Origin of the sequence: Actinopolyspora mzabensis, assembly GCF_900101095.1 — a bacterium.
GTDB classification, from domain to species: Bacteria; Actinomycetota; Actinomycetes; order Mycobacteriales; family Pseudonocardiaceae; genus Actinopolyspora; species Actinopolyspora mzabensis.
In genome coordinates this window covers 190,101-214,428 of record NZ_FNFM01000006.1, presented here as the reverse complement: position 1 = coordinate 214,428, position 24,328 = coordinate 190,101, and the positions used below count along the sequence as shown (strand labels likewise).

19 protein-coding genes and 3 tRNA genes are annotated in these 24,328 nt (G+C 67.6%); 13 read left to right on the top strand and 9 right to left on the bottom strand.

Annotated elements, in window-relative coordinates; all coding sequences use genetic code 11:
• The first annotated feature begins 13 nt into the window (after positions 1–13).
• Positions 14–487, top strand: coding sequence for a tyrosine-type recombinase/integrase (locus BLR41_RS11830; RefSeq protein ID WP_218120090.1), 474 nt, complete (start codon positions 14–16; stop codon positions 485–487).
• Positions 488–563: 76 nt separating this feature from the next.
• Here the strand turns inward: BLR41_RS11830 and BLR41_RS11825 are convergent.
• From BLR41_RS11825 to BLR41_RS11810, 4 genes are all read right to left on the bottom strand, one after another.
• A tRNA-Arg gene (locus tag BLR41_RS11825) sits at positions 564–636 on the bottom strand.
• A gap of 36 nt (positions 637–672) precedes the next feature.
• Positions 673–765 (bottom strand) — tRNA-Ser (locus tag BLR41_RS11820).
• Positions 766–887: 122 nt separating this feature from the next.
• A complete protein-coding gene (locus BLR41_RS11815) occupies positions 888–2,861 on the bottom strand; it encodes an acetoacetate--CoA ligase (protein WP_092628140.1) in 1,974 nt (657 codons plus the stop codon).
• Positions 2,862–2,983: 122 nt separating this feature from the next.
• Entirely contained in the window at positions 2,984–3,688 is a 705-nt protein-coding gene (locus BLR41_RS11810; protein ID WP_092628138.1) for a dienelactone hydrolase family protein, read from the bottom strand.
• Positions 3,689–3,908: 220 nt separating this feature from the next.
• On the opposite strand from BLR41_RS11810, the gene hisC reads away from it, so the two are divergent.
• On the top strand, positions 3,909–4,958 hold the full coding sequence (gene hisC, locus BLR41_RS11805) for a histidinol-phosphate transaminase (protein ID WP_092628136.1): 1,050 nt from the start codon (positions 3,909–3,911) through the stop codon (positions 4,956–4,958).
• A gap of 117 nt (positions 4,959–5,075) precedes the next feature.
• On the opposite strand, the gene BLR41_RS23135 is transcribed toward hisC, so the two are convergent.
• The 3 genes from BLR41_RS23135 to BLR41_RS11790 all read right to left on the bottom strand — a co-directional run bounded on the left by BLR41_RS23135 (position 5,076) and on the right by BLR41_RS11790 (position 7,124).
• Entirely contained in the window at positions 5,076–5,537 is a 462-nt protein-coding gene (locus BLR41_RS23135; RefSeq protein WP_092628134.1) for a hypothetical protein, read from the bottom strand.
• Positions 5,538–5,611: 74 nt separating this feature from the next.
• Positions 5,612–6,448 carry a L,D-transpeptidase gene (locus tag BLR41_RS11795; protein WP_092628132.1) on the bottom strand — a complete coding sequence of 279 codons (837 nt, stop codon included), beginning with the start codon at positions 6,446–6,448 and terminating at the stop codon, positions 5,612–5,614.
• Between the two features lie 591 nt (positions 6,449–7,039).
• A tRNA-Ser gene (locus BLR41_RS11790) sits at positions 7,040–7,124 on the bottom strand.
• Between the two features lie 244 nt (positions 7,125–7,368).
• On the opposite strand from BLR41_RS11790, the gene BLR41_RS11785 reads away from it, so the two are divergent.
• Entirely contained in the window at positions 7,369–8,355 is a 987-nt protein-coding gene (locus tag BLR41_RS11785) for an ABC transporter ATP-binding protein (RefSeq protein WP_092628130.1), read from the top strand.
• On the top strand, positions 8,352–9,137 hold the full coding sequence (locus BLR41_RS11780) for an ABC transporter permease (protein ID WP_092628128.1): 786 nt from the start codon (positions 8,352–8,354) through the stop codon (positions 9,135–9,137). The genes BLR41_RS11785 and BLR41_RS11780 overlap by 4 nt, the downstream gene beginning before the upstream one ends.
• 390 nt (positions 9,138–9,527) lie before the next feature.
• Here BLR41_RS11780 and BLR41_RS11775 read toward each other — a convergent pair whose 3' ends face one another.
• Complete coding sequence (locus tag BLR41_RS11775) at positions 9,528–11,051, bottom strand: M28 family metallopeptidase (RefSeq protein WP_176797955.1); 1,524 nt, start codon at positions 11,049–11,051, stop codon at positions 9,528–9,530.
• Positions 11,052–11,332: 281 nt separating this feature from the next.
• On the opposite strand from BLR41_RS11775, the gene BLR41_RS11770 reads away from it, so the two are divergent.
• The 6 genes from BLR41_RS11770 (at position 11,333) to BLR41_RS11745 (ending at position 19,575) form a co-directional block, all read left to right on the top strand.
• Complete coding sequence (locus BLR41_RS11770; RefSeq protein WP_092628124.1) at positions 11,333–12,322, top strand: NAD(P)H-quinone oxidoreductase; 990 nt, start codon at positions 11,333–11,335, stop codon at positions 12,320–12,322.
• A 156-nt stretch (positions 12,323–12,478) separates the two neighbouring features.
• On the top strand, positions 12,479–13,057 hold the full coding sequence (locus BLR41_RS11765) for a bacterial proteasome activator family protein (RefSeq protein ID WP_092628122.1): 579 nt from the start codon (positions 12,479–12,481) through the stop codon (positions 13,055–13,057).
• 238 nt (positions 13,058–13,295) lie between these two features.
• Entirely contained in the window at positions 13,296–14,219 is a 924-nt protein-coding gene (wzm, locus tag BLR41_RS11760) for a galactan export ABC transporter permease subunit Wzm/RfbD (RefSeq protein ID WP_092628121.1), read from the top strand.
• Between the two features lie 17 nt (positions 14,220–14,236).
• Entirely contained in the window at positions 14,237–15,064 is an 828-nt protein-coding gene (gene wzt, locus BLR41_RS11755; protein ID WP_092628120.1) for a galactan export ABC transporter ATP-binding subunit Wzt/RfbE, read from the top strand.
• The gene (glfT1, locus tag BLR41_RS11750; protein WP_092628118.1) at positions 15,064–15,993 is read left to right on the top strand and encodes a galactofuranosyltransferase GlfT1; all 930 of its coding nucleotides are present in this window, start codon (positions 15,064–15,066) and stop codon (positions 15,991–15,993) included. The genes wzt and glfT1 overlap by 1 nt, the downstream gene beginning before the upstream one ends.
• Before the next feature lie 330 nt (positions 15,994–16,323).
• Positions 16,324–19,575, top strand: a complete 3,252-nt coding sequence (locus tag BLR41_RS11745) for an arabinosyltransferase domain-containing protein (protein ID WP_092628345.1) — start codon at positions 16,324–16,326, stop codon at positions 19,573–19,575.
• Positions 19,576–20,013: 438 nt separating this feature from the next.
• Here BLR41_RS11745 and BLR41_RS11740 read toward each other — a convergent pair whose 3' ends face one another.
• A complete protein-coding gene (locus BLR41_RS11740; RefSeq protein ID WP_245694081.1) occupies positions 20,014–20,457 on the bottom strand; it encodes a GtrA family protein in 444 nt (147 codons plus the stop codon).
• Between the two features lie 217 nt (positions 20,458–20,674).
• Between BLR41_RS11740 and dprE1 the strand changes: the two genes are divergently transcribed.
• The 3 genes from dprE1 to BLR41_RS11725 form a co-directional block, all read left to right on the top strand.
• Entirely contained in the window at positions 20,675–22,012 is a 1,338-nt protein-coding gene (dprE1, locus tag BLR41_RS11735) for a decaprenylphosphoryl-beta-D-ribose oxidase (RefSeq protein WP_176797954.1), read from the top strand.
• Entirely contained in the window at positions 22,009–22,764 is a 756-nt protein-coding gene (gene dprE2, locus BLR41_RS11730) for a decaprenylphospho-beta-D-erythro-pentofuranosid-2-ulose 2-reductase (protein ID WP_092628112.1), read from the top strand. Before dprE1 ends, dprE2 begins: the two co-directional genes overlap by 4 nt.
• Before the next feature lie 386 nt (positions 22,765–23,150).
• Positions 23,151–24,328: LGFP repeat-containing protein (locus BLR41_RS11725; RefSeq protein WP_143013060.1), on the top strand; the 1,178-nt coding region annotated here is incomplete at its 3' end.

Genomic DNA, 24,328 nt, shown 5'->3' with positions numbered 1-24,328 from the left:
GGACGCCCGGCGGGTGCACGTAGTCGAAGCCTTCGCCAAGGATTCGGCGGAGACGTACCTCACCGACCCGAAGACCCACGAACGGCGCACCGTTCCGCTTCCCGCGTTCTTGGCCGACGAGCTGCGCCCGGTGGTTTCCGGGCAGCGCTCCGAAGCGTTCGTGTTCACCAGCCGCCGAGGGCAGCCGTTGCGGTATGCGAACTTTCGCACGCGGGTGTTCGCCCCCGCGGTTCGGGAAGCCAAGCTCGATCACCTGGACGGGCTGAGTCTGCACACCTTGCGGCACACCACGGCGTCACTGGCGATCGCGTCCGGCGCGGACGTGAAGGTGGTCCAACAGATGCTCGGCCACAAGACCGCGACGTTGACGCTGGACATCTACGGGCACTTGTTCCCGGATCGGCTGGACGAAATAGCGGATCGGATGGACGCGGCCCGCTCGCGGGCACTGGCACCGGCCGACGAGCTCGGGGCCGATCAGGCGTGATGTGTACAAAATGTGTACCGCACAGCAGCGGGGCGGCTCCGGATTGCCCCGAAACCGCCCCTGACCTGCGATAATGTGCGCCCGTAGGGATTCGAACCCCAAACCTTCTGATCCGTAGTCAGATGCTCTATCCGTTGAGCTACGGGCGCGTGTTCAGTTGTGAACTCCCACCGGAGTGGGAGTCCTGGCGGAGGCTCCGGGATTCGAACCCGGGAAGGGGGGTTGCCCCTTACCGCATTAGCAGTGCGGCGCCATAGACCAGACTAGGCGAAGCCTCCGGGTAGTTCCTCTCAGCCACTGATGTAAACCATACACACTCCCTCGTGCCGAATCACAACGGGGGGTCGTCATTGACCATCGTCGGTACCGACCCCCCGCCGCCGCACGGCACGCGATCAGCTCAACCGCTGGTCATCTCGATGAAGGGTCGCAGTGAACCGGGGTTCCGCAAGGCGTCCATGCTGACCGCGCTCTCCGGTGCGGCCCCCGCCAGGATCTTCTTGACGGGCACTTCGAGCTTCTTGCCGTTGAGGGTGTGCGGTACCTCACCGATCACGAGGAAGCGATTCGGCACGTGCCGGGGCGAGAGTTCGTCGCGCAACCGCTCCCGCAGCGCCGGTTCCAGCGTCTCCAGCTCGACCCCTTCCGCCAGCACCAGGAAGCACAACAGCTCCCCGTCGGTTTCCCCCGCGCCGGAAGTGTCGATGACCAGCGAGTCGAAAACCTCGTCGAACCCCTCGACCACGCGGTAGAACTCCGCCGTGCCCATCCGGATGCCACCGCGGTTGAGGGTGGAGTCACTGCGCCCGTAGATGACCAGTGACCCCCGCTCGGTGATCCGCACCCAGTCCCCGTGCCGCCAGATGCCGGGGTAGGTGTCGAAGTACGCCTCCAGCAGCCTGCTGCCGTCCGGGTCGTTCCAGAAGTACACCGGCATGCTCGGCATCGGCTTGGTCAGCACCAGCTCGCCGACCTCGTCGTACGTCTCGTCCCCGTGCTCGTCGTAGGCGGCGACCGAGGCGCCCAGCATGGGGCAGGAGATCTCGCCCAACCACACCGGGACGTCGGGCGAGGCCCCGACGAAGGCGGTACACAGATCGGTGCCGCCGGAGACGCTGGCGATCTGCACCTCGTGCCCGACCTCCTCGGCGATCCAACCGAACCCGTCGGCGGTCAGTGGCGCCCCGGTGGAGCCGACGGTCCGCAGCCGGGAGAGGTCGTGGTCGGTGGCCGGACGCAAGCCCCGCTTGCGGCAGGTCTGGATGAACGGGGCGGAGGTCCCGAAGTAGCTCACGCCGTGCCGCGCGGACAGTTCCCACAGCGTGTCCGTCCCGGGATGCACGGGACTGCCGTCGAACAGCACGATGGCCGAGCCGGTCAGCAGCCCACCCACCAGGAAGTTCCACATCATCCAGCCGGTGGTGGTGAACCAGCAGAACCTGTCCCCCGGCCCCAGGTCGCAGTGCAGCCCGATCGCCTTGAGGTGCTCCAGCACGATCCCGCCGTGCCCGTGCACGATGCCCTTGGGCAGCCCGGTGGTGCCGGAGGAGTAGAGCACCCACAGCGGATGATCGAACGGCACCGACTCGAAGGAGAGCTCCGCGTCGGCGTGTCGTTCCACCATGTCCCGCCAGTCGACGGTGCCCGACGGCGACGCCGCACCCGGCACGTAGTCGATCGAGACCGTGGCACCGAGTCCGGGCAGCTGCCCCCGGAGCTCCTCGACTGTGCCGGTGATGTCGAACTCCCTGCCGCCGTAGCGATACCCGTTGACGGTCAGCAGCACCTTGGGTTCGATCTGCACGAAGCGGTCCGCCACCGCGCGCAGCCCGAAGTCCGGAGAACAGGAGGACCAGACAGCGCCCAGGCTGGCGGTCGCGAGGAACGCCACCAGCGTCTCGGGGCTGTTCGGCACCAGCGCCGCCACCCGGTCACCGCTGCGGACTCCCAGCTCGACCAGTCCCGCCCTGACCGCGGCCACTCGCGAGCGCAGCTCGCCGAAGGTGATCGTCTCGCCGTGGCCGTCCTCGCGTTCGAAGATCACGGCGGTGCGGGCGTCGTCCTTGCCCGGGCCCACGCACAACGCGTGTTCCGCGTAGTTCAACCGTGCGCCGGGAAACCACTCGGCTCCCGGCATGGTCTCGGCACTCAGCACCCGCTCCGGGGATTCGTGGAAGGAGACCCCGAAAAAGTCGGCCACGGCCGACCAGAACCCGGCCAGGTCCTCGACCGACCAGCGCCAGAGCGCGCGGTAGTCGGGCAGGTCCAGCTCCCGGTGTTTCCACAGCCAGTCGCGGAACCTGCCGACGCGGGTCTGCCGAACCCACTCGGGTGAGGGTTGCCAGAGCAGCTCGGGTGTGGTGCTTGAAGTCATAACAGCTTCCTAACCCACCACCGCCTCCCGGGGCCACAGGTGGCACCCGCGCGGTTCGACCGAAAATTTCCCGCGAATCCACCGCCCGCGCCGGACGAGGGGTCCGGGAGACCGGACCCCGCTCAGCGCAGGTGCAGATCGAGCCAGTTGCGGGCACGTTGCCACGCCTCCGCCGCGGCCTCCGGATCGGTGTCGAAGCGGTGATCGGCGTTCGGGTAGCGCACCACGTCGGTAACGGACTCGGCTGCGGTCGCGGCGGCGCGCAGCTTGTCGAGCTCCGCCGCGGGGGTTCGGCCGTCCTGCTCGCCGTACAGCCCGAGCCAGGGGCAGCTCAGTTCCCCCACGATGTCGACCAGCGGCGAGAAGCCCTCCGCGAGCGGTGTGACGATGCCGTCACCACCCACGGTCACGGCCGCACCCAGTCGTCTGCTGGAGGCCACCATGAGAGCGGCGGTGCCACCGATGTCGAACCCGATGATGCCCTGTCGGTCGCTGGAAACGCCCCGATCGGCCAGCCAGACGAAGGCGGCGTCGGTGTCGGCGAGCACGGATTCGCCGGAAAGCCTGCTCACCTGCTCCGCCACCCGGTGCGGGGTTTCCTCGGTGGGGAGCTCGTCGGTGCCGTCGCGGTGGTACAGGTGCGGCGCCACCGTGAGCCAGCCCTCATCGGCGAGCGCCGCCACCAGGACTCTCGTGTAGTCCGTGACTCCTCTTGCCTCGTGCAGGACCACGACCCCACCTCGAACCACGTTGTCTGGTTCGGCGACCGTCAGCCTGAGGCGGGTGTCATTGGTGAGCGCGATCGTCTCGGTCCTGGTTTGGATCATACGCGCAGATAACCACGCGAGGGTGAACTCCCGTCAACGTACTGTGACGGAAAAGAGCCGTGGGAATGTCGACATTGCTTCCGAGGAGTCCTCCCATCATTGCTCTCTCCGGATCAGAAACTAGGAACGAATCGACCGAAGGTCCTGTCGCGAGCACCCGGCGGGATACTGTCGCACCGCGGCCCGTACGAGCCGCCACGAGCAGAGCAAGGAGTGGTCAATGAGCGTGCGCATCCGTTCCGACCTCGAGAAACTGCCCGCCTACGTCGCGGGTAGGACGGTGCCGGGTTCGGTCAAGTTGGCTAGCAACGAGGTATCCGCCGGGCCGCTGCCGAGTGTGGTGGAGGCCATCACACGAGCGGCGCACGACGTGCACCGCTACCCCGACATGGCCGCGACCGAACTCGTGGCAACGTTGGCCGAGCGGCTGGAGGTCACAACCGACCGCATCGCGGTGGGCTGTGGTTCGGTGGCGCTGTGCCAGCAGATCGTGCAGGCCACCTGTGAGCCGGGGGACGAGGTCGTCTTTCCGTGGCGTTCGTTCGAGGCCTACCCGATCCTCACCCGCGTGGCGGGCGCCGAGGAGGTCCGTGTTCCGCTCACCCCGGAGCAAGAGCTGGACCTGGAAGCGATGCTGCGCGCGATCACCCCGGCTACCCGGGTGGTTTTCGTCTGCACGCCCAACAACCCGACGGGAACCTCGTTGCGCCGGGAGGACCTGGAGGCTTTCCTGCGGCGCGTTCCGTCGGAAGTGGTGGTGGTGCTGGACGAGGCGTACCGGGAGTTCGTGACCGATCCCGAAGCACCGGACGGCGTGGAACTCACTCGGCAGCGGGACAACGTGGTGTCGCTGCGGACCTTCTCCAAGGCGTACGGCCTGGCGGGGCTGCGCGTGGGCTACGCGGTGGGCGCCCCCGAGATCATCACCGCGTTGCGCAAGGTCTACATCCCGTTCAGCGTGAACGCGGTCGCCCAGCGGGCGGCGGTGGCCTCGCTGAGCGCGACCACGGAACTGGAACGGCGCTGCGCCGAGATCGCCACCGAGCGAACCCGGGTACGCGAAGCGCTGCTCGAACTCGGCTACGAGGTTCCTCCCAGCGAGGCGAACTTCGTGTGGCTGCCGCTCGGGGAAGGCAGCGCGGCCTTCGACGAGCACTGCGCGGAGCACCGGGTGGTGGTACGGGCCTTCGCCGGAGACGGTGTGCGGATCACCATCGGTTCCCCCGAGGAGAACGACGCGCTGCTCAAGGCCGCCGCCTCGTTCCGGTGATGATCTCGGACGGTATCGGCGCCCCGACGAAACGGGACCCCGTACCGCTCCAGCCGGTCGCTCCCTTTCGGAGGCGAGGGCTTCTCGGGAGCGAGTACGGGGTCCGTTCGGCACGCGTCAGCCGGTGACGGCCGCGTGGCCCTCGTGGCTCACCGGAGTGGGCGCCGAGGGCAGCTCCTCCTTGGGCTTGCCCGGCTTCTCGGGGTTGTCGGGCTTCTTGGGCTCTTCCGGCTTCTCGGGCTTCTTGGGCTCGTCGGGGTTGTCGGGCCCCTCCGGCTCCTCGGGCTCGTCGGGGTTGTCGGGCTCCTCCGGCTCCTCGGGCCCCTCGTCGCCGGTCTTGGGGTGATCGACCACCGGCGCGTTGACGCACTCGGAGGACTGGCTCGAAAGGACGTTGGCGACAACCCCCAGCACGGCGACGTTGTTACCGCAGAGCTGGACCGGCAGCACACTGGCGTTGTTGTCGTTGCCGACGTTGATGCCGTCGTTGTCGACACTGTCCGCCAGGGCCGGGGTGCCCGCGATCAGCAGACCCGCCGTCGCGGCCACGCTTCCCGCGAAGTATGTCTTCTTGGCCACTGTCACACTTCCTTCGTCGAATACCTGCGGATTTCGCACGGTGAGCCGGCGAAAACGCCTCACCGTCCGCCCACTCAGCGCAGCCGGACAAGCGTGCCCAACGGCAGCGACCGCAGTAACCGCAGCGCATCACCGGGAACTCGGACACATCCGTCGCTGCTCGCCGTACCGAAGACCTCGGGTTCCGGCCAGCCGTGCAACGCGACGGTTCCGGGACCACCGCCGTACGTGGTGTAGGTCTCGGAGTGTGTCCCGAGCGGCAGAATGATCGGGCTGAAATCGCTGACCGTCTCCCGGATGGAGGCGAGGATGAAAGTGCGCCCCCTCGGTGTCGGCGTATCCACGGAACCGACCCCGACGCTCCAGGACCCGAGTTCCCGACCATTTTCGAGCACCACCAGCCGGCGGTTCCCCACGTCGACGTCCACGACGTACGGGGAGTGCGCTTTGTGCACTTTCTCGGTTCCCAACCGAACCCAACCGGTCGAACCGTTCGGACGCGAAGGCAACAGAACTCGTGCCCAGCCGTCGCGTTCGGCGACCACCGGAACCCAGGTCGGCGATTCGAACTGGGTAGCCGGTAGCCGCGCGATCGCTTCCCCACCCACGGAATCGTGTACCGCGATGTCCCGCTTCACACGCAGCACCACACCGTCGGTCCCGGAATGCGGTGCCGGATCGGAGGGGGAATCGGGCGTGGTTCCGAAAGTGGTCGCGTCCGGAAGCGTGGAGAGATCCACCTTCGCGCGCCGGGTCGACGACGGGGTTTCGTCGACCTGCCGCGACTCGGACGTGGCCGCCGAACAGCCGGTGACCAATACGGCCAGCAGGACGCCGAGCACCACGACGGCACGACGGGACCTGGATGTCCCGCCGCCCGCGTAACGGAACTCGACTCCCGAGAACTCCATTGCGAACTTCCTTGCGGCCGTGGCTGCCTTCGCTGTGCGCACCGATCTCCTCGGGGACTTCTCACCGGCCCCGCGAATACGATCAGCGGCGGAACCGACTCGACTGCACGGTCGGATTCCGAGCGAACGCTAACCGATCACCGAGGTATAGCAACCGCCAGGCGACCGTTCGCACATTACGGGAAATTCCCGACAAAAAGCCGATCACCTGGCCAAACGACCGAGCGAGTCGATCTCGAGAGCCCTTACGCGAATTATTTTTCACTTTGGCTCGATTGAATTTTCACCCAAAAGAGCGAAGCCGGTTCCCGATCGAAAGCGTTTCCCGCCCGGTTGTCGACAGTCGATCACAATGTGGCCGGCGATACGTGCGCCCGGCCCGTTCCGTGCGGCCGAGCGTGATCGGAAGACCGTGGCTCTGCACGCTCACGCCCCGGAGAAGCGAAGAGGACCAGCATCGACGAGCAGCTCGACGAGGATCGTGCGGGGGTCGCTCGGCGGCGAGACGGGCGGGCGGGACGTTCGGTCGCAGGAGGGTCGCCCCACCCCCGCGACCGTGCCGCTCGAACTGGGCGTCCCCGCTCACACCGGCGGAAGCGGGGGGATTCGAACCCCCGGGCCCTCTCGGGCCGCTCGCTTTCAAGGCGAGTGCATTAGGCCGCTCTGCCACGCTTCCGCGCAGTAGGGTAGCCCGCACCGCTCACCACGCCAACAGGGGGCCGCGGACAGGGACCGACGACAGAGACCGACGAGAGGGACCGACGACAGGTCAGAGTTGACCTCGATTTCGGATCGGCGGCGTACAATCACGGCAGCAACCCAGCTGCCGCACGGGTTGCCGGTGCCACGTGGCCCGACGAGTGGCAGGGGAGCACCACAGGGGGCACAACCGAGACGACGAGTTCCTGCCGGGGGGACGGGTGACTGCTGCGGTCGAAGTGGCGGATCTGGTCAAGCACTACCCCAAGAGCACGCACAACGCGGTGGACGGGCTGAGTTTCCGGGTCGAACGCGGTGAGATCTTCGGACTGCTGGGCCCGAACGGTGCGGGCAAAACCACGACGGTGGGGATCCTGACCACCCGGATCGTGCTCACCGCCGGCACCGCCACGATCGGCGGGGTCGACGTGGCCCGCGATCCCGTGGCCGCCAGGAGCAAGGTCGCCGTGGTGCCGCAACGGGTCAATCTCGACAGGTCGCTCAACGCCAGGCAGAACCTGCTGTTCCACGCCTCGTACCACGGAATCGGTCGCTCCGAACGACGGGCGCTGGCCACCCGGCTCATGGAGCGGATGGGGCTGGCCGACAAGTCCAAGGCACGCATCGACGACCTCTCCGGCGGCCAGGCACAGCGGCTGATGATCGCCAGGGCGCTGATCCACCGGCCCGAGGTGCTGTTCCTGGACGAACCGTCCACCGGCCTGGATCCGCAGGCGAGGCTGTTCGTGCACGACCGCGTCAACGATCTGCGCTCCGAGGGAGTCACCGTCGTACTGACCACGCACGACATGGAGGAGGCCGAAAAGCTCTCCGACCGGGTGGGCGTGGTCGATCACGGCAGGATGCTCACCGTGGACACCCCAACCGCGCTGATCAGGTCGCTGCCGGGCAGCGGAACCATCGACGCACGGGTCCGTCCGAACGGTTTCGACAGCGAGAAGGTCACCGGCCTGCTTTCGGACATCCCCGGGGTGCAGCGGGTCGAGACCCCCGGCGGTTCGGACGCCCCCGAAGAGGCCGCACCGGAGACCGAGCTACGTCTCTACGTCGACTGCGAACCCGGTTCGCTGCTCGGGCCGGTGGCGGCGAAACTGCACGACAACGACATCACGGTCAGCGACCTCTCGCTCGGCTCGGCGAGCCTGGAGGACGTCTTCATCGAACTGACCGGCAGGGATCTGCGATGAGCGGCACCACACAGAGCTCGATCCGCGCGTTCTGGGCCGTGCTCGGCAGGGACGTGTTCGTCACCGGACGCGAGATGCCCAGCTTCCTGGCGCAGGTGCTGGTGCAGCCGGTGGCGCTGCTGTTCATCTTCGGCAAGGTGCTGGGCCAGCTCGGCTACACCCAACCCGGCTACGCCCAGATCCTGCTGCCGGGGATGATCGCGCTCAACTCGTTCCTGGTGGCACTGCAGAACACCTCGTTCCCGCTGGTGCTGGACTTCTCGTTCTCCCGCGAGATCGAGGACAGGCTGCTCGCACCGCTGCCGATCACCTGGGTGGCGGTGGAGAAGATGCTCTTCGGCGCGCTGCGAGGGCTCTTCGCGGCGCTGTTGATGTTCCCGATCGGGCTGCTGATGCTGGGAAACGTCGCCTGGGACCTCTCCGGCCTGCCGTTCGCGGTGCTGTGCATGGTGCTCGGCTCGCTGGTCGGCGGCACCGTGGGCCTCACCGTGGGGGCGGCGGTACCGCCTCGGCGGATCAACATCATGTTCGCCGTGATCCTGGCTCCGCTGATCTTCACCGGCGCTAGCCAGTTCCCCTGGGCGCAGCTCGACCAGCTGCGCTGGTTCCAGATCGTCTGCGCGTTCAACCCGCTGACCTACGTCAGCGAGGGCATGCGCGGGGCGCTGCTGCCGGACGTGCCGCACATGGCGCCCTGGGTGTGCCTGCTGGCCCTGCTGGGGGCTTGTGTGATCTTCGGTGCGCTCGGGATCAAGTTCTTCCTGCGCCGCGCCCTGGACTAGGAATCCGCGACAGAAGTTGCTCGGGTGGCCGGGTAGCCGGCACGTGAGTCGGCGCCTCGGGAGTTTTGGGCCGGCTCTTGAGTAGCGACCTACACGGCGAGCGGCCCGGCCTCGCGATGCATCCGACTCACGCGCTCGAGACACGCACGCTGCTTACCCGCATGGTCGCGTCCCGGCGGACAGTCCCGGACAGCGGCGGTGCCGACCGCGAGGGTGGTCGGAGTTCGGCCTGGAGAGTGCTCGGGATTCGGCACTCGCCGGTGCCATCTGCCCGGCAGTTTTTGGGAAATCGCCACCGCACGGAAACGGCCGGAGCGCCGCGAGGACGCCCCGGCCGTCGATTCACCGATCGAATGACCGGATCGTGGATCCGGCCCTACGGCAACCGGCTCACTTCAGCGGAAGCTGGCAGCTGTGCCCGTGCGAGTCGGTGTGCGAGGCGAGGCTCATGGGCTGCGCCATCGCCATGCTGCGCAGCCGGGCGCGTTCGGCCCTGGTCTGCATCCCGTTGACGTCCTCGGTCGTCTGCCCGTAGTGCGCGACCACGCCGGCCAGTGCCCTGGTGTTGCGGATCAGGGCGCCGCGGTCGACGTTGCCGAGATCGTCCTCGGCCTTGTGGTAGTTCGGGTCGTAGGCGACGCCGGCTTCACCGCCCCACTTGGCCGCCTGGGCCTCGGTCTTGATGCCCCCGGCACCGGTGAACAGTCCGCCCGCGGGAATGCCCACGGCGATGAACTGCCCGTAGTCCGAGCGGCCGTTGAAGTCGGTCCCCTCGACCTCGATGCCCTGGCGCTGCATCGCCTCGGTGAAGTCCTGCTCGATCTGCGCCGAGCCGTACGGCCCGGGACCGGCGCCCACGCCGTCCGAATCGTCACCGTCGTAGGTGAAGTAACCGGCGTTCGGCGACCCGATCATGTCGAAGTTCAGGTACATCGCGATGTCGAGCTGCTGCTCGAAGCTCAGCCCGTTGACGTACTTCGTGGAACCGATCAGGCCGGACTCCTCGGCGCCCCACCAGGCGAACCGCACCGCGTTGTTGACGTCGGGACTGCCACCCATCTCCAGGGCCGTTTCCAGCAGCCCGGCGCTGCCGGTGCCGTTGTCGTTGATGCCCGGCCCCGCGTCCGCACTGTCGAGGTGGGCGCCGGCCATCACGACGTTGTCCTCGCGACCGGTGCGGGTCTCGGCGATCACGTTCTCGGTGGTGATCTCGTCGAAGCTCGCGCTGAGGTTCAGCGTGGCGCTTTCACCGGCCTTGGCGACCAGATCGGCACCGACGGCCTTGCTGACCCCGGCCGTGGGGATCACGCCCGCGTCGCCACCGCCCAGGGTGCCGTTGAGCGATCCCTCGACGTTGTTGTAGATGATCGCGGCGTCGGCGCCCTGCTCGGCGGCGAGCCGCTGCTTCTTGGCGAAGGTGCAGGCACCGCGCTTGACGAGCGTGATGGTGCCCGCAACGTCCGTGCCCTGGTAATCGGCCGCCTGGCAACCGGTGGACTCGTCCACCGGTGTGACCGCCAGCGGCGCCTGGACTCCCCCGTCGGGAGTGGCGGGCGAGTACTCCATCGCACCGACTTCCTCGACCGGCGAGCCGGCGACGCTCAGGGAGACCGAGTCGAGGCGGTACTTGGTGTATTCGAAGTCGGGAGTGGACACTTCGTATCCCGCGCGCCGGAGTTTGCCCGCGACATAGTCCACGCTGGCCTGATATCCGGGCGTTCCGGAAGCACGTGTGCCGTCGTTGCGGTCGGCTATCCGCTGGAATGCCACGAGATGCCGATTCACGTCGTTGACATCGAATCCGGACCCCGCCGCCGGGGTCGCCACAGCGGGAACCGCCGTGAAAGCGGCGGTCGCGCCGGTGGCGAGCAGCGCGGCGACGAAGCGTCCTGATCGGACGTTGTGCACTCTCATCTTGCTCCCCGTATCGGGTGAATACGTGTCGGACAAGAGTTCATAGAACTCCCCGCTAAAGTCAAGACGCCATGGCGGCGGAACGGAGGATCGAGGTGCCGAAATATCTCCGTTCAGGCGGTCCAGCGGCGCACACGAAGACATTTCCCGTTTTTCCCGAAAAACCTTCCCGCCCACGCATTCGACAATTCCGCCTTCCCCACCGCCGGAATCGGCCGACACGCCGGGACCGAAAGGCACTCTCCGCGTCCGGAACGCGTGGCGGCGCTACGGTCGGGAACATGTACGCGATCACCGTCCGCGAAGCGGGCGAACCCGATGTCCTGGAGTGGCGCGAGGTCGCCGCACCCGAACCCGGCCCCGGCGAGGTGGCCGTCGATGTGACCGCCGCCGGGGTCAACCGGGCCGATCTGGCACAGCGCCAGGGCTCCTACCCTCCGCCGGAGGGCGCCAGCGAGCTGCTCGGGCTGGAGTGCTCGGGCACCGTGGTCGAGTCCGGCCCCGGGGTCACCGGCTGGCGGCCGGGTGACCAGGTGTGTGCCCTGCTGTCGGGCGGGGGCTACGCCGAGCGGGTGGTGGTGCCCACCACCCAACTGCTGCCGATACCTCCGGGGGTCGACCGGGTGGACGCGGCCGGACTGCCGGAAGTCGCCTGCACGGTGTGGTCCAACATCGTGCACGAGGCCGGACTCGAACCGGAACAGCTGCTGCTGGTGCACGGCGGCTCGGGCGGCATCGGCACCTGCGCGATACAGCTCGGCCGCGCGCTGGGGGCGAGGGTGGTCGCCACCGCGGGCAGCGAGGAGGGGCTGCGGCTGTGCGAGGAACTCGGAGCCAGTCCGGCGGTGGACTACCGCGAGGGGGACTTCGTCGCCGAGGTCAAGCGGCTCGGCGGGGCGAACGTGATCCTGGACAACATGGGCGGCTCCTACCTGGACCGCAACCTCAGCGCGCTCGCCACAGACGGGCACCTGGCCGTGATCGGGCTGCAGGGTGGCCGCAAGGCCGAACTCGACATGGGGAAGATGCTGGTCAAGCGGCTGCGCATGTCGGCGCTGGGACTGCGGGGCAGGCCGCTGGAGGGCCCCCACGGCAAGGCCGGAATCGTGCACGACGTGCGGCAGTGGGTGTGGCCGATGATCGAGCGGGGCGAGGTCCGCCCGGTCGTGCACCACCGGCTCCAGATGCGGGAGGCGGCACGCGCGCACGAGCTCATGGAGGCGGGCGGCGTGCACGGCAAGATCCTGCTCACGACCGACCGAGCGGAATGACCACCGGGCGGAGGGGCCGGAACCCGAGGGCCGGGCGGGCGCACCCCGAGTTCCTCCGGCCCCACCCGCTCACGGGAGCGTGTTCCGCCGACCCGGAAGTCACACAACCGGCACACCGGTTCGCGTTCCGTACGACACACGCGGCACCATTGAACGATGCACGGCAGGGACATCGAACCGGGACGAATGTTCGTGGTCGGCGACGAGAACACTCCGGTGGGGGCCTCGACCACTCCGAACCAGCCGATCAGCGACAACGAAGCCGAAGGGGACGCCGCGTCCGCGACCGAGAACGGTGATCAAAATCTCGGCGAGCTCGTGGAGCAGCCGACCAAGGTCATGCGAATCGGCACGATGATCAAACAGCTGCTGGAGGAGGTGCGGTCCGCTCCGCTGGACGAAGCCAGCCGGAACCGGCTCAAGGAGATCCACCGCTCCTCCGTCAAGGAGTTGGAACAGGCACTCGCTCCGGAGCTGATCCAGGAGTTGGAGCGCCTCTCGCTGCCGTTCACCGGGGAGGAAGCTCCCTCGGAGGCGGAGCTGCGGATCGCACAGGCCCAGTTGGTGGGTTGGCTCGAAGGGCTGTTCCACGGACTGCAGACCGCGCTGTACGCCCAGCAGCTCGCCGCCCGCGATCAGCTGGAGAAGATGCGGCAGGGCGCGCTGCCCGTGGGGGAGACCGACGGCGGTGAACCCGATCACCGGGGTGGCTCCTCGCACGGGCAGTACCTCTGAAGCCCTGAACTCCGGAACGGACTCTGCCCTTCCCGCCGGAGCGTCACCCGAACCGGTCGAGTGGGGCGTGTGCCCGCACCCCGAGGCGGTGCCCGGGCATCGCTCGCCCCTTGGCTCGGGAACTCCGCCAGAGGGGGCATAACGTCCGCCTCACGAGGTCGTGCGCTGCATCGATCGAGCCAGTATCCGATCCACCGTTCGAGTGACCTCGAAACGGACCAACCTAACCAAGCGGACAATGCTCCCCGAGGCGACTCCCACCGCAACAGCGCGTGCCCCGGTCGGTACGCTGCACAGCGTGCAGGCGACCAGCACGACAGACCAAACCGAAGCGCCCGCGGCAGCGCCCACCACGGCGCGCTCCCGCAGCTGGCGCAGGGTGTTCGACGACATCAGCAGGGCGGCGCAGCAGCGACAGCTCTGGGCCCATCTGGGGTGGCAGGACGTCAAGCAGCGTTACCGCCGTTCCGTCCTGGGCCCGCTGTGGATCACCATCAGCATGGGTGTCACGGCCACCGGCCTGGGGCTGCTGTACTCGACCATCTTCGGGATGGATCCCGGCGAGTACGTGCCGTACATGACGGTGGGCTTCATCATCTGGTACTTCATCTCCGGATGCCTGACCTCGGGCACGGACGTGTTCATCCAGAACGAGGGGATGATCAAGCAGCTGCCCGCGCCGATCAGCATCTACGTCTTCCGGACGGTGTGGCGCGAGTTCCTGCTCTTCTTGCACAACCTGGTCATATATTTCGCGATTCTGGCGATTTTCCAGCCCGAGCTGTCGTGGACCGTCTTCAGCGTGTTCCCCGCGCTGCTGCTGCTACTGGTCAACGCGGGCTGGGTCGTGTTGCTGTTCGGGATCGTCAGCACCCGGTTCCGCGACATCCCGCCGGTGGTCAGCAGCTTCATGCAGCTGCTGTTCTTCATGTCGCCGATCGTCTGGCCCATGTCGGCGCTGGAGGAGAACGCGGGTGCGCGCGCCTGGCTGGCCCAGATAAACCCCGTCTACCATTACGTCGACATCGTTCGTTCGCCGCTGCTGGGCAGCAACCAGGATCTGTACCACTGGCTGATCGTGCTGGCCATCACCGTGGGCGGCTGGGGCCTGGCACTGCTGATGATGCGCAACTACCGGGCCCGCGTTTCCTACTGGGTCTAGAAGGAGGTCGACGAACCGTGGTCAGTATCGACGTGTGGAACGCAGCGGTCGACTTCCCGATCTTCGACGCGAAGTCGCGCTCGATGAAGAAGGCCATGCTCGGCAAGACCGGGGGCAAGATCGGAACCGACACCAAGGTGCCGATCATCGAGGCACTGCGCGACATCGACCTCTCGCTGCGACACGGCGACCGGGTGGCCCTGGTCGGCCACAACGGCGCGGGCAAGTCCACCCTGCTGCGGCTGCTGTCCGGCATCTACGAGCCGACGCGGGGCAGCTCGCGGGTGGAGGGCAAGGTAGCCCCGGTCTTCGATCTCGGCGTGGGGATGGACCCGGAGATCTCCGGGCAGGAGAACATCATCATCCGGGGTCTGTTCCTGGGCATGAGCCGCAAGCAGATGGAGCAGCGGATCGACGACATCGCCGAGTTCACCGAGCTCGGGAACTACCTGTCGATGCCGCTGCGCACCTACTCCACCGGTATGCGGGTCCGGCTGGCGCTGGGCGTGGTCACCTCCATCGACCCCGAGATCCTGGTGCTCGACGAGGGCATCGGCGCGGTCGACGCCGACTTCCTGGAGAAGGCCAAGGGCAGGCTCAACGAGCTGGTCAAGCGTTCCGGAATGCTGGTGTTCGCCTCGCACTCCGACGAGTTCCTCGCCGAGCTGTGCAGCACGGCGATCTGGATGGAGAAGGGCCAGATCAAGGAGCACGGGCCGCTGCGCGAGGTGCTCACGCACTACAAGGGCAAGGACCCCTTCGAGAACCTCAGCCCGCGGGCGAAGGCCCGGATGCAGGAGGAGCACGCCGGTTCGACCGCGACCATCGGAAGCAGCGAGGGCTGATGACGGCATCCGAACAACCCGCACCGCTGCCGGCGGACTCGGTGGTGACGGTGATCGTCACCCGGCACCGCCCGGAACTGCTCGCCGAGTCGCTGAAGGTGATCGGCAGCCAGACCAGGCAGCCGGACCACCTCGTGGTGGTCGACAACGGCCCCGACCAGCCCGCCGCCGAGGTGGTCGCCGAGTGCTCGATCCCCACGACCTATCTGCCCTCCCGGCGGAACCTGGGCGGCGCGGGCGGTTTCGCGCTGGGCATGATGCACGCGCTCTCGCTGGGCGCGGAGTGGATCTGGCTCGGTGACGACGACGGCCGCCCCGCCGACGAGGACGCGCTGCGCACCCTGCTGGACGAGGCGGAAACGCGTGGGCTCGCCGCCGTCTCACCGGTGGTGGTCGACATCGACAGCCCGGACACCCTCGCCTTCCCGCTGCGGCGCGGTCTGACGTGGAAACGCCGCCCCGAGGAACTGCGCGGCACCGGCTCCGAGCACGACTTCCTGCCGGGCATCGCCTCGCTGTTCAACGGCGCGCTGTTCCGGGCCGGAACGCTGGACGTGGTCGGAGTCCCCGACTACCGGTTGTTCTTCCGCGGCGACGAGGTGGAAATACACCGCCGGATCGTGCGATCGGGACTGCCGTTCGGGACCACGCTGCGTACTCGATTCCTGCATCCCAACGGCTCGGGAGAATTCAAACCGATGCTGGGTGGGAAGTTTCACGCGCAGGATCCGGAGGATTCCACCAAGCGCTACTACACCTACCGAAACCGCGGTTACCTGCTCGCCCAGCCGGGCATGCGCGGAATAGGGATGCTCGAAGTGGCCCGTTTCGGGCTCTACTTCGTGTGGCAGCGCCGGAGCCCGAAGGATTTCCTGGAATGGCTCCGCCTGCTGCGGCTGGGCAGGCGCGAACGTTTCTACCGCAGGTAAGCCGGGGCGGCCCACGACGGTGCCGCTCGGCACGCCGGGCCGGTCCGATCGCCGCGCGGTCGGACCGGAAATCCGCGTGCAGCCGGTTCGGCGCCGCGCCGCCGGACATTGGACAAAACGGCGAAAACCAACTCGACGACAATCGGCGCGACGTGTCGGGCGGCACATGCCGGTGATACCGCGAAACAGCGCCGCCTGAACACCTACTATTCTCCACTCGTGCTTAGCGTCGGGCGGAAAGAGGACGAGCGGCCCAATCGGGGAAACGGCTCCGGTGACACCGGAGGCCGCGATGCCGCGCACAACACCGATTCCCGCAGACGTCTTCGGATGATCGCGGCGGCACTCGGAATAGTGGGCACGATCCTCTCGCTGTCGGTGCCGTTCCTGCCCGTCAAGCACGAGATCACCCACCTCAGCTGGCCCACGGCCGAGGGAACCGAGCCGGTCTCCGCCCCGCTGGTCAGCTACTCGCCGGTGGACCTGGAGTTCACCGCCCCGTGCGCGACCGCCCGCAGCCTGGACTCCAGAACCTCGAACTCGGCCAACGTGCTGAGCACGAATCCCCCCTCCTCCGAGTACGGCGATCTCACCGGCCTGGTGTTACGCGTCGAGGACGGCAAGCTCACGCTGCTCTCCCGGGGAAGCCGACTCGGCAGCGCCACCATCCCGGACGGGAACTGCACGATCTCGGTGCGCTCCGACGGCTCGCGGACGGTCGCCACCGTGGGCGACAAACCACTGGCGAACGCGACGGGCGGGGACCGGCGGCCGCAGCTGACCGGCATCTACTCCGACCTCGACGACCGGCAGGACCCGGTCGAGGAGGTCTCGTTCCGGGCACAGGTAGACACCCGGTGGTCCACCAGCGCGACGGTGTTCAAGTTCGTCGTCATCGGGTTGGCGGTGCTGTGCTTCATCGGCTGCGTGATCGTGATCCGCAGGCTCGACCGCCGCGCCGGACGACGCGCTCCCAAACTGGTCCCGACGGGATGGTGGAAGCCCACATGGCGGGACGCGTCGGTACTGGCGGCACTGATCGTCTGGTGGCTGATCGGAGCCATGACCTCCGACGACGGCTACATCCTCTCGATAGCGCGCTCCCGGGACAGCGCGGGCTACATCAGCAACTACTACCGCTGGTTCGGCGCTCCGGAATCCCCGTTCGGCTGGTTCTACGAGCTCTACTCGCAGTGGGTCCGGATCTCGGCATCCACTCCCTGGATGCGGCTGCCCGCCCTGCTGATGGGCATCGCGAGCTGGCTGCTGATCAGTCGGGAACTGCTTCCCAGGCTCGGACAGCAGGTTCGTCGCAGCCACGCGGCGGGCTGGGCCGCCGCCGCCGTTTTCCTGGCGTTCTGGCTGCCCTACAACAACGGTCTCCGCCCCGAGCCGGTGGTCGTGTTGTTCTCGCTGCTCGCGCTGGCCGGTGTGGAGCGGGCCGTGGCGACGAAGCGCCTGCTGCCCGCGGCGGTCGGCCTGTTCGGGGCCGCGTTGGCGCTGGGGGCCAACCCGCACGGTCTGATGGCCGTGCTGCCCTTCGTGGTCGCGTTCAAACCGCTGTTCCGGATCGTCAGCCAACGGATCAGGGATTTCGGCTGGCTGCCGATACTCGCCCCGATCTCGGCCTGCGGCTTCGCGATACTCAACATCGTCTACTGGGATCAGACCTGGCAATCGGTGATCGAGTCGACCCAGCTGCGCGGCGAACTCGGCCCGAGTCTGAGCTGGTACCAGGAGGTGAGCCGTTACTCGCTGCTGTTCAGCCAGATCCCCGACGGCTCGATGACCCGGCGGTTCCCCGTACTGCTGGTGATCCTGTGCCTGATCACGTGCGCCGTGGTACTGCTGCGACGCGGCCGTATCCGGGGCGCGGCGCTCGGCCCGAGTCGCAGGCTGCTGGGGATGACGGCGCTGACGTTCTTCGTGCTGGTGCTCACTCCCACCAAGTGGACGCACCACTTCGGCATCTTCGCCTCGGTCGGCGGCGCCCTCGCGGCACTGACCGCGCTGGCCACCAGCGGCACGGTGCTGCGTTCCCGGCGCAACCGGGCCGCGTTCTTCGCCGGACTGATGGCGATCTGCGCGCTGGCGGCCACCGGACCCAACGCCTGGTGGTACGTCTCGGGGTGGGGGATCCCCTGGCACAACAAGCAGCCCTCCGTCCTCGGCTACGAGGCCAGCACCGTACTGCTGATCATCGGTGGGATAGCGCTGATCGTCGCGATCATCGAGCACCTGCGGATCGACGAGTACCGGCCGCACGTGGTCGACCCGCCGAAACTCGACCGCCACGGCCGCACCGGTGTGGAAGGGCGCAGTCGCGCACTGCGGTTGGGCACCGCTCCGCTCTCGGTGGTCTGCGCACTGCTCGTCATCGGCGAGCTGGCCACCTTCGGCAAGGCGATCCAGAGCCAGTGGAACAGCTACAGCCTCGGCAAGGACTCGGTCAAGCAGTTGACGGGCAGCAGCTGCGGACTGTCCGACTACGTGTACGTGGAGAAGGACCCCCTCGCGGGAATGCTGCGGGTATCCGAGACACAACCCGACAACCCGCTACCGGATGCCGAGGTTCCCGCCCGCTTGGAGTCCGAGGAGTCGCCGAAGGCGTACCTGGGGGCCAAGATGCGCGGCTTCCGCCGGGACGGCCTGCCCCCCGACAACGGCGAACCCCAGGGCAAGGACTGGACTCCGCCCTACGACCTGGGCAGCGACGAAGCGCCGGTCTGGGGCAGCTACGCCCCCCGGGAGGCTGTGACCGGCGAACTGCGCACCCAGTGGTACGAACTGCCGGAACGTGCTCGCAAGGGCAACGTCCCGGTGGTGCTCACCCTGGCGGGCAAGGTGAGTGGTGCGAACAAGATCTACGTGGAGTTCGGCAAGCAGACCGAGGACGGCTTCGAGGTGACGGATCGTCGCCGCGTGCTGACAGCTCCCGAGACCGACTGGCGGGACGCTCGGATCAGCGTGGACGGCAGGGCGAAAGGAGCCGAGCAGGCCCGGGTGGTGGCCGTCGACCAGTCTCTGGGCGAGGACGGTTGGCTAGCCTTCAGCGCCCCCCGCGCCCCCCGGCTGACGAACATGACCGACTTCATCGGCGACGCCCCCGCGTTCGTGGAATGGACGGCCGCCTTCCAGCATCCGTGCCTGAACCTGCCGGACATCAGCCACGGCATCGCGGAGGTGCCGCGCTTCCGGATCAGCGCCGGTGGCAGTCTGCGTTCGGTCGGCCAGGCGTGGTCCTCGCCCGACGCGGCGGGACCGTTCGGCTGGCTCAACGTCACCAGCAGCATGCGTGAGATGCCGACCTACCTGCGCGGCAACATCCACCGGGACTGGGGCACGCTCTACGCCGTGGACCGGTATCGCCCCGCGGCACTACCCGCCCAGACGGCCATGGACATCGAGGAGGAGACCCACTGGGGCACCTGGAGCCCCGGGCCGATGAGCAGACCGGTGCAGCTTCCCGGGGACGTGCCCAGTTCGGACGACCGCAACGACACCTCCGCGGAGGAAGAGGAGTTCGACGGCGACAAGATCGGGCACGTCGACGGTTCTACCAACCGACGCGGAAGCAGCTGAGACGCCGGAGCCGTGACGGCTGCCGGGACGGCCGGTTAGCAGGCACGTGAGTCGGCGCCTCGGGAGCGTTGGGCCGGCTCTTGAGTAGCGACCTACGCGGCGAGCGGCCCGGCCTCGCAATGCATCCGACTCACGCACCGAGGACAATCGCGCTGCGAATCGCACGGTCGCGTCCCGACGAGGGTTCCGGGGACGGCGCGATCTCGCGGGGAATCACCGCCCCACGAGGGAACCCGCGGCGGTGCGGGTTGCGGAAGTGCTCGGAGTGCGGCCTGCGGGCGTGGTGGGAGCTCGGCCCCGCGTCGTGACGGTGCCGCGATTTCGCGAGAAATCGACGGCCGTCAGGGCCGCACCGCCTCGCTCACCGGAGTCCCTCGCCCTGCGGCGCGGCGATTTCGCGAGAAATCGACGCCAGCCTCCGGGGGGTCGGGGTGCGGCTCACTCGCGGAAGACGACCCAGCGCAGCAGCACGAAATTGATCCCGGTACCCAGTCCCTGGCCCGCCAGCCAGCACACCGTCCACTTGAGCTGCGCCCCGTAGTGGAAGCCGAATTCGGGCAGCAGCAGGAACAACAGCTGGTTGGTACTGATGTTGACGAAGAAGGTCACCACGTAGACCAGCACGAACGCCCCGGCCTTCGCCTTCGTGTTGCCGGTGTTGGCACCGGCGAAGGTGAGTCTTCGGTTCGCCACGTAGGAGGCGCTGGTCCCCAGCACGAAAGCCAGGGTCCGGGCCGCCCAGTTCGGCATGTCCAGCGCGAGCAGCGTCATGTACGAGCCGTAGTCCAGCAGCGCACAGACGGCGCCGATGAGTCCGAAACGGATGAGCTGCTCGACTATCCCCAGCTTCTTGGCATCAGGTTCGGCGGTGCTTTCGGCCACGGCCACTCGTTCACCTCGGCTGTCACGACGACACTTAAGCGGGAACCGGGCCGGGCGGCAATCAATCCGCCCACACGTCACCCGCCGCCCCTGACTCGTCGACAAGTGTAGCCACTCGACAGGTCAATCGGGGTGGGGCCGGGTTTCACCCGGCGCTGCCGTGCCACAGTACGCAGCTAGACTCGACACGGTGGGATCGGTTAACAACGAGCAACGGATGCTGACGGGCTGGGGTCGCACCGCCCCTACCATGGCCGACGTGATCAGCACACCGGATGTCGAGACGATCGCCCGCGCCGTGCGTGAGGCCGGCCCCCGCGGGGTGATCGCCAGAGGGCTCGGCCGCAGCTACGGCGATCCCGCGCAGAACGCCGGTGGGACCGTCATCGACATGACCGCGCTCGACCGGATCCACACGATCGACGTCGACAACGCGGCCATCGACGTGGACGCGGGCGTGTCTCTGGACACCTTGATGCGCAGGCTGCTCCCGCACGGGCTGTGGCTACCGGTACTCCCCGGCACCCGGCAGGTGACCGTCGGCGGGGCCATCGGGGCGGACATCCACGGCAAGAATCACCACTCGCAGGGATCGTTCGGCAGCCACGTGATCTCGTTGGACCTGCTGACGGCGGACGGCGAGGTGCGCACGCTCACCCCCGACGGAGACTCGCCCGAGCTGTTCTGGGCCACGGTCGGCGGTATGGGGATGACCGGCATCGTCGTCCGAGCCACCATTCGCCTCAAGCGGGTGGAAACGGCCTACTTCGTGGTCGACAACATCCAAACCCGGAATCTGGACGAGCTGCTCGAACACTTCACGGACGGCTCCGACGAGGATTACGTGTACTCGGTCGCCTGGTTCGACTCGTTGGCGCGGGGCGACCGGATGGGACGCGCGCTGCTCACTCGGGGCAATCCGGCCACCCTCGACGAACTCCCGAAAAAACTGCGGAAGAATCCGCTCGGATTCGACGCCCCCCAGTTGATGACGGCACCGCCGATTTTTCCGAACGGCTTGGTGAACAAGTACACCATCACCGCCTTCAACGAGGTCTGGTACCGCAAAGCGCCCACGAAGTACGGCTCGGTACAGAACATCACGCAGTTCTTCCACCCGCTCGACCTGGTCGGCGAATGGAATCGCGTGTACGGTTCCAACGGTTTTCTGCAGTACCAGTTCATGGTTCCGTTCGGCCAGGAACGGATGTTCCGCCGCTCGATCGACAAGATCAGCGCCTCGGGACACGTCTCGTTCCTGAACGTCCTCAAGACGTTCGGCCCGGGAAACGCCGCACCGATGTCCTTCCCGGACAAGGGCTGGACGCTCACCGTCGACATCCCGGTCACGCCGGGACTCGACCGGCTGTGCCGGGAGCTCGACGAAATGGTTCTGGAGGCCGATGGCAGGCTTTACCTCGCCAAGGAGTCCCGCACCACTCCCGAGATGATCGAGCGCATGTACCCGCGTATCGACGAGTGGCGCAAGACGCGTGCCGCGGTCGACCCCGAAGGAATCTTCCGTTCCGACCTGGCCAGGAGGCTGAACCTGTGATCGATGCGGTTGGCAACCCCCAGTCCCTGCTGCTGCTCGGCGGCACCTCGGACATCGCGCTGGCCACCGCCGAGCGCTACGCGCGAGAGCGTCCACTTCGGATAGTTCTGGCCGCTCGCCCCTCCGATCGGTTGGAGGCCGCGGCGGAGCGGCTGCGCGAGACGGGCAGCACGGTGACCACGGTCCCGTTCGACGCCCGCAAGCCCGAGACCCACGCGGAAACCCTGGACAAGGCCTTCGGCGAGGGAGACATCGACATCAGCATCGTCGCGTTCGGCATGCTGGGTGACCAGGAAGAACTCTGGACCGATGTGACTGCCGCGCAGGAGATGGCCGAGATCAACTACGTGGCCCCGGTGACGGTGGGAGTACTGCTTGCCGAGCACCTGCGCAAACAGGGACACGGCCACATCGTCGCGCTCTCCTCCGTCGCGGGGGAACGGGTGCGTCGCTCCAACTTCGCCTACGGCTCGGCCAAGGCCGGCATGGACGGGTTCTACACCGGCCTGACCGAGGCGCTGCGCCCCTCCGGAATCAAGGTGACGGTGGTGCGCCCCGGCCACGTCAAGTCGAAGATGACCGAGGGACTCAAGGAGGCGCCACTGGCGCAGACTCCCGAGCAGGTCGCGGAAATCGTCGTGAACTCGGTGCGCAAGGGCAAGGAGCTGGTGTGGGCGCCGGCGCAGTTCCGCTACGTGATGAGCGTACTGCGGCATCTGCCACGCGCGGTGTTCCGCAGGCTCCCGTTCTGACTCCGCTCGTACGCACGTCCCGTTTTCCGACTTCTCCGGCCTGACCGCACAACCTCCACGCGGCATACCGATTTCGCCCGGTGCTTGTTCTCGTCGAACACGCACCGGGCGCTTTCGTCTTCGGCCGGCTGTGCACCGCCACCCGATTTCGCCGACCACCTCCGCGAAGGGTGACATCGTTTCCGCATTCGACGAGACTCGAGACCGAACGCGGCGAACACTCGCGACAGCTCGTGGTGACGAAAACATGGAATGTAATCCGGCTCACCGTGTTACACCCCGCGGCAAGACGATTGCACGGGTAAATTCGACTGCGAAACGATAACAGGACGCGACAGTCACGCCCCTTTCGTCCGATCATGGAGCGAGACCTGAAAGGGGAAATAGTGACGGTCAAGAATCTTGTGGGACGCGCCGTCGCGCTGAGCACGGCGGCCGCCCTGGTCACGGCCGCCCCCGCGGCCGGAGCGACCGAACAGCCCGAGCAGAGCACGCCGACCACCCAGTCGAGCCAGCAGGCCGAGTCCGGTGACGACTCCACCCAGGACGAGTCGGGGAGTGAAACCGGCGCCGCAGCGGACTCTTCGGGCTCTGGGGACAGCACTTCCGACGAGGACTCCGGATCGAGCGACGCCTCGGGCTCCGGTGACGACTCCACCGATGGTTCCGGTTCCGGCAGCGACTCCGGCAGCGGCACCGACGGCTCCGGCGCCACCGACGAGTCCGACGCCACCGGTGACTCCGGTAGCGGTTCCACCGATGGCTCCACCGACGGGTCCGGGTCGAACGACTCGGCTTCCGGCGATGCCACCGGCTCCGGCAACGACTCCGGCAGCGAGTCCGGCAGCGAGTCCGGCAGCGACTCGGGCTCCGGAGCCAGCGGCGACGGTTCCGCGGACGACGGCGACCAGGTCGACGAGGACCCCGGCGCGGGCAAAATCGACGAGTACTACCAGAGCCTCAGCTCCGAGGAGCAGCAGCGGCTGGGCGATCCGGTGGGTGATGAGCAGCTCGTCAGCGACTCGCTCCGCTACCAGAAGTACGACAACGCCCGGATCTACTGGTCGGCCGAGCAGGGCGTGCACTCCGTCTCGGGTGCCGTGCTCGACGCCTTCGTGAACGCGGGCGGTCACGAGGCGATCGGCGTTCCCGCCACCAACGTGCTCGCCGACGACCTGGGAACCCCCTACGGCGAGTTCGTGAGCTCCGAGCGGGGAACGAGCGCGATCTACGCGCCGGAGGACGCGGAAGCCCACGTGCTCGGTGAGCCCGTGCTGCGGAAGTGGCGCGCCGAAGGCGGCGGTAGCCAGCTGGGTTACCCGACCACCGACACCGCCGCGACAGCGGACGGCCGGGGCCAGTACAGCGAGTTCGCCAACGGCGGCGTCATCTACTGGACCGCCGAGACGCAGGCCCACGTGCTGCGGGGCAGGATCCTGGCGAAGTGGGAGGAGACCGGTGGTGGAGCGGGCCCGCTGGGTTACCCGACCACCGACACCACGGCCACACCAGGCAACACCGGCCAGTACAACCACTTCGAGAACAACGGCTCGATCTACTGGTC